Source organism: Cyanobium sp. N5-Cardenillas (assembly GCF_024345515.1).
Taxonomy (GTDB): domain Bacteria; phylum Cyanobacteriota; class Cyanobacteriia; order PCC-6307; family Cyanobiaceae; genus Cyanobium.
Window position 1 is genome coordinate 1 of the sequence record NZ_JAGQBG010000108.1, and the last position, 10,403, is coordinate 10,403.

Genomic DNA, 10,403 nt, shown 5'->3' on the forward strand with positions numbered 1-10,403 from the left:
GTGTGCATGAGGTGCACGGCCAGCAGTCGGCCCGGGTCGTTGATGACGACCGTGTGCACCCGGTACCAGGGCAATCCCATTGGGGGGTCAGGTCTGGGTTGACAGTTGCCGAAGCCGATCGCCGGGGCGAAGACGGCTAAGGAGACGCTCGGTGATTACCGATCCGTGCTGGCGATGGTAAGGGTTGCGGGCCGCACCACGGGGCCCCAGGTAACGGACCGCAACGGCGCGATTCACAATGGGAACCGTTCCGCCCCCCGTGAGGCTTCCGCCATGCCCGTGATCCGCTTCGTGCGTGAGCAGCGTGACGTGGAGTGCTATCCGGGGGAGAACCTCCGGGAGGTGGCCCTGCGCGAAGGCATCGAGCTCTACGGCCTCAAGGGCCGCCTGGGCAACTGCGGCGGCTGCGGTCAGTGCATCACCTGCTTCGTCGAGGTGGTGGAGGGGGGCGCCGACAACGCCCTCACCGAGCAGACCTCGGTGGAACTGCTGAAGCTCAAGCGGCGTCCCCAGACCTGGCGCCTGGCCTGTCAGGCCCTGGTGCAGAAATCGGTGATGGTGCTCACCAGGCCCCAGGTGGGACTCGGGGATCGGGAGGGGGAACTGAGCCGTGCCCGTTCCCTGCCCCTGCCGGAGGGGCCCACCGCCTGGCCCGAGCCCCCCGCCGCTCCTGAGGATGGGGAGTCCGGGGCGTCAGAGACGTCTCCTGAAGCAGCCGGGGCTCCATCCACAACGAGCGATGAAGGGGGCGTCCTTCCCGCCGATGGGCGGTGATACCTTCTCAGAACCTCTCCAGCAGTCATGGAAACCAACGACCTCGGCTTCGTTGCCAGCCTCCTGTTCGTTCTGGTTCCCGCCGTCTTCCTGATCATTCTCTACATCCAGACGAACAGCCGCCAGGGCGGCTGATCCCGGTTCAGCGCGACCGCCCCTCCGGCTCCCGCACCAGCAGCACCGGGGCCGGGGCATGGACGCGGATGTAATCGCTCACCGAACTGCCCAGCAGCTTGTCGAGATCCACCAGGCCCTTGGCCACCAGTGGCCGACGGTCCTGGGAGGCGATCACCACCAGATCGGCCTTCACGTCCTCGGCGGTGCCGCAGACGCCCCGGGCAATGTCACCGGTGCGGTGCAGGCCCTTCATCTCCACCCCGAAGCTGCGGGCCCGCTGGATGGCCTTCAGCAGCACCTCATCGCCGGGGGTGCGCCCCCCCCGGGAGGGGGTGATGTCCTGACGGGACACGTGCACGCCGGTGAGGCTGCCGCCGGGGATCCCCTGGACCAGCTCACAGGCCAGCCGCAGGGCGTCATCGCCCACCCCGGTGCCGTCAATGGCCACCAGGACGCGGTTGATGGCCTTCACGTAGAGGTCGTCGCGCACCAGCAGCATGGGCCGGGTCGAAAGCTGGAAGACGTATTGGCTGGTGCTGTTGCCCAGGATCGACTGCAGCCTCCCCAGGCCCCTTGATCCCATCACGATCAGATCGGCCTCCAGCTCATCGGCCACCTTCAGCACGGTCAGCTTGGTGTCGCCCTCGCGCACCACGGTGTTGACCTCGCCTGGGGTGAGACCGAGGCGCTCGATCGCCTCCTTCACCAGAATCTCGGCCTGCTGGCGATGGTTTTCGAGGTCGAGCCCCCCTTGCTCGGGAATCACGTGCAGCAGGTTGATCCGTGCCTGGCGGCAGGGAGGGATGTCGCGCAGGAGGCGGACCATCTCCTCGACATGGCCCTTGCCGGAATCGGCGATCAGCAGGTTGCGGAACACGGACATCAACGTGGCTGGGCATCAGCCTATGGCTGATCCCCTTTCCGCCATCCCCCGTGGTGCAGACCGTGATGCAGTGTTCGGATGAGGCCTGGTGGCCGCTGCGGCGGCGGGTGCTGCCCCAGCACACCGACCATGCCGGGGTGATGTGGCATGGGGCCTATCTGGCCTGGCTGGAGGAGGCGCGCGTCGAGGCCCTGGCCGGGGCGGGCCTGGCCTACAGCGCCCTCTCCGCCCGGGGGCTGGAGCTGCCTGTGGTGGGGCTGCGCATCGATTACCGCCGGGCCCTGCTCCATGGCGAGAGCGTCGAGATCCGCAGCCGGGTGCTGCCGCGGCGGGGAGTGAGGTTGCCCTGGCACAGCCAGTTCATCGGCCCCGTTGGGGACGTGGCGGCGGAAGCCAGCGTCGACCTGGTGCTGGTGGAACTCTCCAGTGGCCCGTCGCAGCGGCGCCTGCTGCGGCGGTTGCCGCAGGATCTGGAGCAGGCCCTGGTGATCCTGCGCTCCGGCCCGCCCGACGCCAGCATCCAGCCATAGTACGCTTGTACTGCTGTTCAGGCGATGGGGCGCGAGGATGGGAGATCTGGTGCAGGGGGTCTTCCCGCGCCGCGGGGCCCCGGTCTGGGATCGGCGTCGGCGCCTGTGGTGGCTGCTCTGGAGCCGTTGCCCCGGCCTCGGCTGGCAGCGGCTGCGGGCCCTCGAGGCCAGCTGTGGCGGGCTGGCGGCCGCCTGGCAGGCGCCAGCCGATGAGCTGGCGGCGGTGCCGGGCCTTGGGCGAGGGCTGGTGGCGGTGGTGGAGCGGTTTCGCCATCGCTGGGGCCCCCGGCCCCTGGAGGCTTTCGCGCCCCGGTGCCGCTTCGGCCGTGGGGTTCTGGTGCCCGGGGATCGGGGCTGGCCCGCGGGTCTGCGGGAGCTGCGGCGCCCCCCCCTGCAGCTGTGCTGGCGCGGGCGGGGCAGCCTGTGGCCCCATCTGGGCCTGCGCCGCTCGGTGGCGGTGGTGGGCACCCGGCGTCCGTCCCTGCATGGCCTCTCGATGGCCCACGCCATCGGCGCCGCCCTGGCCGAGGCGGGTTGGCCTGTGCTGAGCGGTCTGGCGGAAGGCATCGACGGGGCCGCCCATGAGGGATGTCTGGCGGCAGGAGGGGCGCCGGTGGGGGTGCTGGGCACACCGCTGGGCCGCGCCTACCCCCTGCACCACGCAGCGCTCCAGGCCGAGGTGGCCCGCCAGGGCCTGCTCATGAGTGAGCTGGCCGAGGGCGGCAGCGTCCGCCCCGGCAGCTTCGCCGCCCGCAACCGCCTGCTGGTGGCCATGGCGGCCGCGGTGGTGGTGGTGGAGTGCCCGGTGGAAAGTGGGGCGCTGCACTCGGCCGAACTGGCCTGGCAGCTGGAGATGCCGCTCTGGGTGGTGCCGGCCGATGCCGGCCGCGCTTCGGCCATGGGCAGCAACCGTCTGCTGGCCAGGGGCGCCACCCCCCTGCTGCTCCCTGCCGACCTGATCGGCCAGCTGGGCAGGGGTCCCCTGGCCCCGCGGCCCCCCGCCGCCGCCCCTGCCCTGGCCTGGGGGCTCCAGGGGCCGGAGGCCGAGGGGCTGCTGGAGGCGGTGGGCGGTGGCGCCAGCCTCGAGCAGCTGAGCCTGGCCCTGGATCGCCCCATGGCCGAGCTGATGCCCCGGCTGCTGGAGCTGGAGCTGGCCGGGCTGTTGCGGGCCGAGGCCGGCCTCTGTTGGCGCCCCTGCTGAGGCCGCCAGTGCCTAATCGCCAATGCTGATTAGGCTCTCCCCATGCTTTCCCAGGTCGGCACCGTCCCCGTCCCTGCGCCCCCGGCGGCTGGCCCTGACGCCCCGCTGATCACGGCGTCGGAGCTGCTGGCCTGGCGCCGTCGCCTGCTGGCCCTCGGTGGGGATGGCGCCGCCCTCGACTGGCTGCTGGATCTGGGCGCCGGTCTGCGCTGGAGCCGGTTGCAGGCGCTGTGGTGCCATCCGGAGGCCGAGGTCCGCCTCCAAGGTTCGCTGGAGGGGCTGGAAGTCCTCTGGCGCCGCCACCTCCACACCCATGAGCCCCTGCAGTACCTGGTGGGTTGCTGCCCCTGGCGCGACCTGGAACTGCCCGTGGCCCCCGGGGTGCTGATCCCCCGTCAGGAAACGGAACTGCTGGTGGATCTGGCCCTGTCCCTTGGACCTGAGGAGCGCCCCGTCGGCCGCTGGGCCGACCTGGGCACCGGCTCCGGTTGCCTGGCGATCGCCCTGGCCCGCAGCCTTCCCCAGAGCCTCGGATTTGCCGTGGAGGCCAGCCCCGAGGCCCTCGCCCAGGCCGGCGCCAACCTCACCCGCTGGGAGCTGCAGGGCCGCGTCAACCTGCTGGCGGGTGACTGGTGGCAGCCGCTGGCGCCCTGGTGGGGCACGTTGGATCTGGTGGTAAGCAACCCCCCCTACATCCCCAGCGCCACGGTCTCGGCGCTGGAGCCGGTGGTGCGGGATCATGAACCCCGCCTGGCCCTCGATGGCGGCCCCGATGGGCTGTCGGCCATCCGTTCGATCGTGGCCGGCGGCGCCAGGGGCCTGGCCCCCGGCGGCCTGCTGCTGCTGGAGCATCACCACGACCAGAGCGAGGCGGTCGGCGAGCTGCTGCGCGCCGCCGGTCTGGAACGGCTCGCGGCGCATGCCGACCTCGAAGGGCGGGCCCGCTTCGCCAGTGGCTGGAGGCCCGGCGCCCGATGAACGGACCCGCCGATCTGGCCAGCTGCCTGGCGGCGGGGGAGGCGGTCCTGTTCCCCACCGACACCCTGCCGGCCCTGGCCGCCCGGCCCGAGGCGGCGGCCCTTCTCTGGCAGCTGAAGCAGCGTCCTGCCGACAAGCCGCTGATCCTGATGGGGGCCGACCTGCCCCAGCTGGTCGAGGCCCTGGGGGTGCCCTGGCAGGAGGCCTGGCTGGAGCAGGCCCGGAGCAGCTGGCCGGGGGCCTTCACCCTGGTGCTGCCGATCGCCGGAGCCCTGACGAGCCATCTCCACCCGGGCGGTACGAGCCTGGGGCTGCGGGTCCCGGCCTGCGAGCGTGCACGCGAGCTCCTGCACCTCAGCGGCCCCCTGGCCACCACCAGCGCCAACCGGTCCGGCGAACCCCCGGCCACCACGGCGGCTGAGGCGGCACACCAGTTCCCCACCCTGTCCCTGCTCGAGCCCCTGCCCTGGCCGGCGGGATCCGGGCAGGCGAGCACGGTGCTGGCCTGGCGGGGGCCGGAGCCGGGATCCGGCCGTGGCAGCGAATGGACGGTGCTCAGGCCAGGGGCCGCCGCGGCGCCGGGGCCGGGGGGCGCCTGATGCTGCCGCTCCTGCTAGTGGTGCTTCTGGCGGTGGGCCTCAGCCACTGGTTCTTGGTGCCCCTGGTGCATCTGCTGACACCCGTGTTCAACCTGGGCTGGCTGGCCTGGCTGGCTCTGGCGTCGCTGCTCTGGCTGTTCGCCGGAGCATGATGCCCTGATTCGGAAGGCCCGGCCCGCGGCCGGATCCACCCCCTGGCGCCGACGGAGGCGTGCCGACCGCCCCCATGACCCTTGCCAGCGCCGGCGATCCCGGACTCGCCGCCTTCGGCTCCAGCCTGACCGCCATCACCCTGGCCGAGCTGGGGGACAAGACCTTCTTCATGGCCCTGATCCTGGCGGCGCGCCATCGCCCCCGCTGGGTGTTCGTCGGGGCCTTCGCGGCCCTCAGCCTGGTCACCCTGTTGTCCCTCGGCATGGGGTACGGCCTCAGGGAATGGCTGCCCCAGACCGTCGTGCCCTGGCTGGCGGCCGCCCTGTTCCTCGGGTTCGGCGTCAAGTTGCTGGTGGATGCCGCCGGCCTGCCCGCCGATGCCGCCAAGGAGGAGGCCCAGGAGGCCGAGGCGGCGATCGACGCGGCTGAGAGCGATGGCGGCATCCGCGGTCCCGGCGCCGTGATCTGGGAGGCCTTCGTGCTGGTGTTCCTGGCTGAACTGGGGGATCGCACCCAGTTCGCCACCATTTTTCTGGCGGCGGCGCCGGCCTTCACCTTTGCCGGCCTGCTGGCCGGCACCCTGCTGGGCCATGCCCTGGTGACCTGGCTGGCGGTGGGTGCGGGCCAGTGGATCGGCGGCAGGATCAGCGAGAGGGTGCTCTACCGCCTCAGTGGTGGCCTGTTCCTGGCCTTCGGCCTGCTGTCGCTGTGGCAGGCCATCGGCTGACGCCCTTCAGCGGGAAGCCGGTTGCTGCAGATCCCAGCGGAACAGCCCCCGCAGGGTGGGCTGCTGGAAGGGGCCTTCCTCCATCGTCGGGGTGAAATCCACCCGCTCGTTGACGGGAACCGTCAGGGGGCGCTCCGGGGGGCCCACGGCCGGCAACGTTTTGGCCCCGGCCGTTGGCGCCGGACCACTGGGATCCACGTAGCGGGTGCGGATGCCGGGACGGCCCAGGATCTCGGCACCGGAGCGGGCTGCCGGCTGAGCAGGCTGCTGAGGCGAAACCGGCGGCGCCGGGGGCGGTGGGGCCTGGGCCAGGTCCCCGGCGAGGGCGATCAGCCCCCCCACCAGCCAGGCATGGCATGACATGGCCTCCCGTTCGCTGTGCTGGGGAGATGGTAAAGGCGGCGGATCCGTTCCCCTGTCCAGGCAAGCCGGCTAACGGATTTGAACCGATGGCCTTCGCTTTACAAAAGCGCTGCTCTACCACTGAGCTAAGCCGGCATGGGCCCTTGGCCCGGCCCAGCCTATCCCTGGGCCAGGGACCAGAGCAGCAGCTGGGTGCGGCTGCGGCAGCCGGTCTTGGCCAGCAGGTGGGAGACGTGGCACTCCACCGTGCGCGGGCTCAGCACCAGCTGGGCGGCGATGTGGCGGTTGCTGTCGCCCCGGCGCAACAGGTCGAGGACCCGTTGTTCGGCCGGGGTGATGGCCACCGGGAAAGGGTCCGACAAGACTTGCCATCGCTGCACTTCCTGCAGCGTTCCCGCAGGCGGTCGCCCAGGCTGCGTTGCCTCAGTCCCGATCGGCGGCGGCGGGGTCCTCGGTCGGTTCGCTGGCCAGGGGAACGGCCAGCTCCTGCGGGGCGGGTTCGCCATCGGGCGCTTCGGCCATGCCCACGGCGGCGGCGGCCGCCACCAGGGCCGGCAGGGGCCGGGCCCGTTTGATCGGCAGATTGGCCACCAGGGCGGTGACCCGGTCCTCGGTCTCCAGGCTCACGTCCCCTTCCTCCAGGTCGATCTCCACGTAGCGCTGCACCACTTCGAGGATCTCTCGGCGCATCTGCTCGAGCAGCTCGGGGTTGAGATCGCTGCGGTCGTGGGCCAGCACCAGCTGCAACCGCTCCTTGGCCAGGGTCCCGCTGGGTTTCTGGCGCCCCAGCAACCGTTGGAGGAAATCGAACAGGGTCATGGTGCTCAGAAGAGACCGGTGGTCTTGCGGATCTTGTTCATCAGCCGGGCACGCAGGCCCCTGCGGGCCTTGGAGGGGTCCTCCAGGGGAACGTCCTCACCCCGCAGGCGCCGGGCGATGTTCTGGTAGGCCTTCGCGGCGGGGGATCCGTTGCCGTTGAGGGTGAGAGGTTCCCCCCGGTTGGTGGACACGATCACCTGCTCGTCCTCCACCACCAGCCCCACCAGGGGCAGCGCCAGGATGTCGGTGACGTCGTCGACACCCAGCATCTCCTGGCTGGCCATCATCTTCGGCCTCACCCGGTTGAGCACCAGCTGCACCGGTGCCACCCCGCGGGTGTTGAGCAGGCCGATCACCCGGTCGGCATCCCGCACGGCCGACACTTCAGGGGTGGTGATCACGATCGCCTCGCGGGCGGCGGCGGCGGCGTTCTTGAAGCCGTCCTCGATCCCCGCCGGACAATCGATCAGAACGTAATCAGCCCGCTCGGCCACCATGGCGACGATGCGCTGCATGTCCTCGGGGGTGAGCCACTCGAGCATGCGGGGGTTGCCGGCGGGCAGCAGGGCCAGATTGGGCTCCTGCTTGTGTTTCACCAGGGCCTGCTCCAGCCGGCAGGTTTCGGCCAGCACCTCCTGGGCGGTGTAGATGATGCGGTTCTCCAGGCCGAGCAGCAGATCGAGGTTGCGCAGGCCGAAATCGGCATCGAGCACGACGGTGCGTTCCCCCAGCCGGGCCAGGGCGATCCCCAGGTTGGCGGTCAGGGTCGTCTTGCCGACGCCCCCCTTGCCGGAGCAGATGAGGATGATGCGGGCGGGTGCTGACGTCACGGCGTCCACGGGCGTCGCGGCAGGTTAATCCCATCGGGCGGGGCGGCTGGGCCAAGGCCCGCAACTGCCGCTAGAAAGGCCCATTCCCCCCTGAGTGCCTCGATGACCTCCGCCCCCCACCGGCCCCAGCGGCTGCTGGTGATGCCCGACGACGGTGTGGATGCCGTGGTCGCCCTGATCGAGGAGGCCTCCGAGCAGTTGCTGCTCAAGCAGTTCAAGCTGCAGTCGGAGGCGGTGGAGGAGGCCCTGCAGCGTGCCCGGCAGCGCGGTGTGCAAGTGCGGGTGATGCTCAATCCCCACACCTCCGGCGGCGACCGCTGGAACGACGAGGCCTTCGCCCGCCTCCAGTCCTGGGGCATCGAGACCGCCTGGACCAGTGAGGCGTTCCCCGTCACCCACGAGAAGTCGATGGTGGTCGACCGGCACACCGCCCTGGTGGCCACCTTCAACCTGTCTGACAAATACTTCACCGAAACCCGCGATTACGGGGTGCTCACCTACAACCCGGCTGTGGTGGCGCAGGTGATCGCCGGCTTCGAGGCCGACTGGCAGCGCATCTTCTTCCAACCCGATCTCGGCCTGGGACTGGTCTGGAGCAGCGCCCACAGCCGCGGACAGATGGCCCGCATCGTCGATGCCGCCACCCGCACCCTCTGGATCCAGCACCCCAAGTTCGTCGATGCGGTGATCCTGGAGCGGATCATCAGTGCCCGGGAGCGGGGCGTGAAGGTGCGGGTGTTATGCGGCGGAAAGCACGGCATCAGCGACTGGGACATCTACGACACCTTCTCTTCTTTGCGGGTGATGGAGCGCTTCGGCGTCAAGGTGCGGCGTCAGCAGCACCCCAAGCTGCACGCCAAGCTGATCCTGGTGGACGGGGCCTTCGCCCAGACGGGCTCGATGAACATCGATCGCAGCGCCTTTGATCTGCGTCGGGAACTGGGCATCGAGAGTGATGCTCCCGAAGTGGTGGCGCGGCTGAAGGAGATGTTTGAGATCGACTGGGAGGCGGCCTCTAAGTACCACGCCCCCGATCCCCTCGATCCCAGCTGCCACGAGGAGGGGGAACTGCCGCCGGATCCCCATTTCGTGCATGACTGAATCCCCCGCCCCCGGCACAACGCCCTCCCCGCCCGGGCTGCGGCAGCTGTTCACCGGCATGCTCATGGTGGCCCTCTCCGCCTTCGGCGGTGGCCTCTCCGCCTGGAGCCAGCGGATCATCGTGGAACAGCGCCACTGGATGAGCAACGAGGAGTTCCTCACCGGACTCACCGTGGCCCGGCTCTTCCCTGGTCCCAACCAGATCAACATGGCCGTTTACGTGGGCACGTTCTTCCGCGGCCTGCCTGGGGCCCTGGCGGCCCTGGCGGGCATGCTGCTGGTGCCGTTCACCCTGCTGATGGGGGTCGGCCTGCTGTATTTCCAGTTCCACACGCTGCCGGCGCTTGACCGGGTGCTGGCGGGCGTGGTGGCGGCGGCGGCAGGGATGGCGCTCTCGATGGGGTTCAAAATCCTCGACCAGTACTGGAAGGATCCGATGGCCCTTGTGCTGGCGGCTGTCACCTTCGTCCTGATGACGTTCTTCCACGTGCGCCTGGTGCCCCTGGTGCTCGTGGCCGGTCCCCTGGCGATGGCCTGGTACTGGCCCCGGCCGTCCCATCCCCCTGCACCCCAGGGGGAGCGCCGCTGATGCCGGCCGTTCTGATCGCGGTCGCTTCCGCTGCCACGAGCTGCACCCCGATGCGGCTCAATGACCTGGGTCATCTGCTGCAGGTGATGGGCACCTTTCTGGGGCTGTCCCTGTTTTCCCTGGGGGGCGGCAACACCCTGCTGACGGAATACCATCACCTCAGCGTCGAGCAGTACTGCTGGCTGCGGCCCTCCCAGTTCGCCGACATCTACGCCCTGGCTGAAGCGGCTCCAGGCCCGAGCTCGATGATCGTGGGGTTGCTCGGTATGGGGGCCGGCTGGCCCGAGGGCCCCGGCTGGGCCCTGCTGAGCGCCTACGGCGCTGAGATCGCCATCCTGCTGCCTTCCACCCTGCTGATGGTGGTGGCCTGCCTCAGTTGGAACAGGCTGCGGGACTCCCCCTGGCGGGTGGCCTTCGAGCGGGGCCTCGGCCCCATCACCCTCGGCATTCTGTTCGCCGTGGGGGTGAAGATCCTCAAGACTGCCGACACCAACGCCGCCGGCGTTGTCGTGTCCCTGCTGGTGTGCGTGCTGATGCTGCGCACCCGGATCTCGCCGTTGTGGTTCATGGCCGTGGCCGGCGGACTGGGGGCCTTCGGTCTGATCAACCGCTGAAGTCCGGCGGCGCCGGATCGATACGGATCTCCCCTACCACCAGCAGGGCATGCTCGGCCAGCCCGGGGGGCGGCAGACACTCCGGTCCCCGGGCCACCACATCGGCGATGCGCAGTTGCAGGGGC

16 protein-coding genes, 1 tRNA gene and 2 pseudogenes are annotated in these 10,403 nt (G+C 70.4%); 11 read left to right on the top strand and 8 right to left on the bottom strand.

Translation table 11 applies throughout. The annotated features are described in order from the left end of the window. On the bottom strand, positions 1 to 80 hold an 80-nt coding region (locus tag KBZ04_RS09750; protein WP_254991763.1), incomplete at its 3' end, for a hypothetical protein. A gap of 193 nt (positions 81 to 273) precedes the next feature. On the opposite strand from KBZ04_RS09750, the gene KBZ04_RS09755 reads away from it, so the two are divergent. Both KBZ04_RS09755 and psbM read left to right on the top strand, forming a co-directional pair. After that, complete coding sequence (locus KBZ04_RS09755; RefSeq protein WP_254991749.1) at positions 274 to 774, top strand: 2Fe-2S iron-sulfur cluster-binding protein; 501 nt, start codon at positions 274 to 276, stop codon at positions 772 to 774. A 27-nt stretch (positions 775 to 801) separates the two neighbouring features. Next, positions 802 to 909 (top strand): photosystem II reaction center protein PsbM, encoded by a 108-nt coding sequence (psbM, locus tag KBZ04_RS09760; RefSeq protein WP_015109223.1) that lies wholly within the window; start codon positions 802 to 804, stop codon positions 907 to 909. Between the two features lie 7 nt (positions 910 to 916). Here psbM and KBZ04_RS09765 read toward each other — a convergent pair whose 3' ends face one another. Continuing rightward, positions 917 to 1,768 (bottom strand): universal stress protein, encoded by an 852-nt coding sequence (locus KBZ04_RS09765; RefSeq protein ID WP_254991764.1) that lies wholly within the window; start codon positions 1,766 to 1,768, stop codon positions 917 to 919. Between the two features lie 71 nt (positions 1,769 to 1,839). Here KBZ04_RS09765 and KBZ04_RS09770 point away from each other — a divergent pair, with 71 nt between their 5' ends. From KBZ04_RS09770 to KBZ04_RS09795, 6 genes are read left to right on the top strand one after another with little or no spacing between them, the layout of a single operon-like run. Then, entirely contained in the window at positions 1,840 to 2,304 is a 465-nt protein-coding gene (locus tag KBZ04_RS09770; protein WP_254991750.1) for an acyl-CoA thioesterase, read from the top strand. Positions 2,305 to 2,341: 37 nt separating this feature from the next. After that, positions 2,342 to 3,505 carry a DNA-processing protein DprA gene (locus KBZ04_RS09775; RefSeq protein WP_254991752.1) on the top strand — a complete coding sequence of 388 codons (1,164 nt, stop codon included), beginning with the start codon at positions 2,342 to 2,344 and terminating at the stop codon, positions 3,503 to 3,505. Between the two features lie 42 nt (positions 3,506 to 3,547). Further along, positions 3,548 to 4,483, top strand: a complete 936-nt coding sequence (prmC, locus tag KBZ04_RS09780) for a peptide chain release factor N(5)-glutamine methyltransferase (RefSeq protein WP_254991753.1) — start codon at positions 3,548 to 3,550, stop codon at positions 4,481 to 4,483. Further along, a complete protein-coding gene (locus KBZ04_RS09785; protein ID WP_254991754.1) occupies positions 4,480 to 5,082 on the top strand; it encodes an L-threonylcarbamoyladenylate synthase in 603 nt (200 codons plus the stop codon). Before prmC ends, KBZ04_RS09785 begins: the two co-directional genes overlap by 4 nt. Further along, complete coding sequence (locus KBZ04_RS09790; RefSeq protein WP_254991755.1) at positions 5,082 to 5,234, top strand: hypothetical protein; 153 nt, start codon at positions 5,082 to 5,084, stop codon at positions 5,232 to 5,234. The genes KBZ04_RS09785 and KBZ04_RS09790 overlap by 1 nt, the downstream gene beginning before the upstream one ends. Positions 5,235 to 5,293: 59 nt before the next feature. Continuing rightward, positions 5,294 to 5,962, top strand: a complete 669-nt coding sequence (locus tag KBZ04_RS09795) for a TMEM165/GDT1 family protein (protein WP_254991756.1) — start codon at positions 5,294 to 5,296, stop codon at positions 5,960 to 5,962. Positions 5,963 to 5,968: 6 nt separating this feature from the next. Here KBZ04_RS09795 and KBZ04_RS09800 read toward each other — a convergent pair whose 3' ends face one another. The 5 genes and pseudogenes from KBZ04_RS09800 to minD form a co-directional block, all read right to left on the bottom strand. After that, entirely contained in the window at positions 5,969 to 6,325 is a 357-nt protein-coding gene (locus KBZ04_RS09800; protein WP_254991757.1) for a hypothetical protein, read from the bottom strand. 63 nt (positions 6,326 to 6,388) lie between these two features. Then, positions 6,389 to 6,460, bottom strand: a tRNA-Thr gene (locus tag KBZ04_RS09805). A 23-nt stretch (positions 6,461 to 6,483) separates the two neighbouring features. After that, the gene (locus KBZ04_RS09810) at positions 6,484 to 6,687 is read right to left on the bottom strand and encodes a response regulator transcription factor (RefSeq protein ID WP_254991758.1); all 204 of its coding nucleotides are present in this window, start codon (positions 6,685 to 6,687) and stop codon (positions 6,484 to 6,486) included. Positions 6,688 to 6,889: 202 nt separating this feature from the next. Further along, positions 6,890 to 7,144, bottom strand: a pseudogene (gene minE, locus KBZ04_RS14355) (cell division topological specificity factor MinE); the annotation flags it as partial. A gap of 5 nt (positions 7,145 to 7,149) precedes the next feature. Beyond that, complete coding sequence (gene minD, locus KBZ04_RS09820; protein WP_409995958.1) at positions 7,150 to 7,983, bottom strand: septum site-determining protein MinD; 834 nt, start codon at positions 7,981 to 7,983, stop codon at positions 7,150 to 7,152. A gap of 93 nt (positions 7,984 to 8,076) precedes the next feature. Here minD and KBZ04_RS09825 point away from each other — a divergent pair, with 93 nt between their 5' ends. The 3 genes from KBZ04_RS09825 to KBZ04_RS09835 are packed head-to-tail and all read left to right on the top strand — an operon-like array spanning position 8,077 to position 10,278. Beyond that, positions 8,077 to 9,075 (top strand): phospholipase D-like domain-containing protein, encoded by a 999-nt coding sequence (locus KBZ04_RS09825; RefSeq protein WP_254991760.1) that lies wholly within the window; start codon positions 8,077 to 8,079, stop codon positions 9,073 to 9,075. Then, complete coding sequence (locus KBZ04_RS09830) at positions 9,068 to 9,664, top strand: chromate transporter (RefSeq protein WP_254965307.1); 597 nt, start codon at positions 9,068 to 9,070, stop codon at positions 9,662 to 9,664. The genes KBZ04_RS09825 and KBZ04_RS09830 overlap by 8 nt, the downstream gene beginning before the upstream one ends. Beyond that, positions 9,664 to 10,278, top strand: a complete 615-nt coding sequence (locus tag KBZ04_RS09835; RefSeq protein ID WP_254991761.1) for a chromate transporter — start codon at positions 9,664 to 9,666, stop codon at positions 10,276 to 10,278. The genes KBZ04_RS09830 and KBZ04_RS09835 overlap by 1 nt, the downstream gene beginning before the upstream one ends. Here the strand turns inward: KBZ04_RS09835 and KBZ04_RS09840 are convergent. Then, a pseudogene (locus KBZ04_RS09840) lies at positions 10,268 to 10,403 on the bottom strand (septum site-determining protein MinC); the annotation flags it as partial. The gene KBZ04_RS09835 and the pseudogene KBZ04_RS09840 overlap by 11 nt on opposite strands.

Coding starts and splice junctions, on each gene's coding strand:
- KBZ04_RS09755 (WP_254991749.1), top strand. CDS start 274: ATGCCCGTGATCCGCTTCGTGCGTGAGCAGCGTGACGTGGAGTGCTAT.
- psbM (WP_015109223.1), top strand. CDS start 802: ATGGAAACCAACGACCTCGGCTTCGTTGCCAGCCTCCTGTTCGTTCTG.
- KBZ04_RS09770 (WP_254991750.1), top strand. CDS start 1,840: ATGCAGTGTTCGGATGAGGCCTGGTGGCCGCTGCGGCGGCGGGTGCTG.
- KBZ04_RS09775 (WP_254991752.1), top strand. CDS start 2,342: ATGGGAGATCTGGTGCAGGGGGTCTTCCCGCGCCGCGGGGCCCCGGTC.
- prmC (WP_254991753.1), top strand. CDS start 3,548: ATGCTTTCCCAGGTCGGCACCGTCCCCGTCCCTGCGCCCCCGGCGGCT.
- KBZ04_RS09785 (WP_254991754.1), top strand. CDS start 4,480: ATGAACGGACCCGCCGATCTGGCCAGCTGCCTGGCGGCGGGGGAGGCG.
- KBZ04_RS09790 (WP_254991755.1), top strand. CDS start 5,082: ATGCTGCCGCTCCTGCTAGTGGTGCTTCTGGCGGTGGGCCTCAGCCAC.
- KBZ04_RS09800 (WP_254991757.1), bottom strand. CDS start 6,325: ATGTCATGCCATGCCTGGCTGGTGGGGGGGCTGATCGCCCTCGCCGGG.
- KBZ04_RS09825 (WP_254991760.1), top strand. CDS start 8,077: ATGACCTCCGCCCCCCACCGGCCCCAGCGGCTGCTGGTGATGCCCGAC.
- KBZ04_RS09830 (WP_254965307.1), top strand. CDS start 9,068: ATGACTGAATCCCCCGCCCCCGGCACAACGCCCTCCCCGCCCGGGCTG.
- KBZ04_RS09835 (WP_254991761.1), top strand. CDS start 9,664: ATGCCGGCCGTTCTGATCGCGGTCGCTTCCGCTGCCACGAGCTGCACC.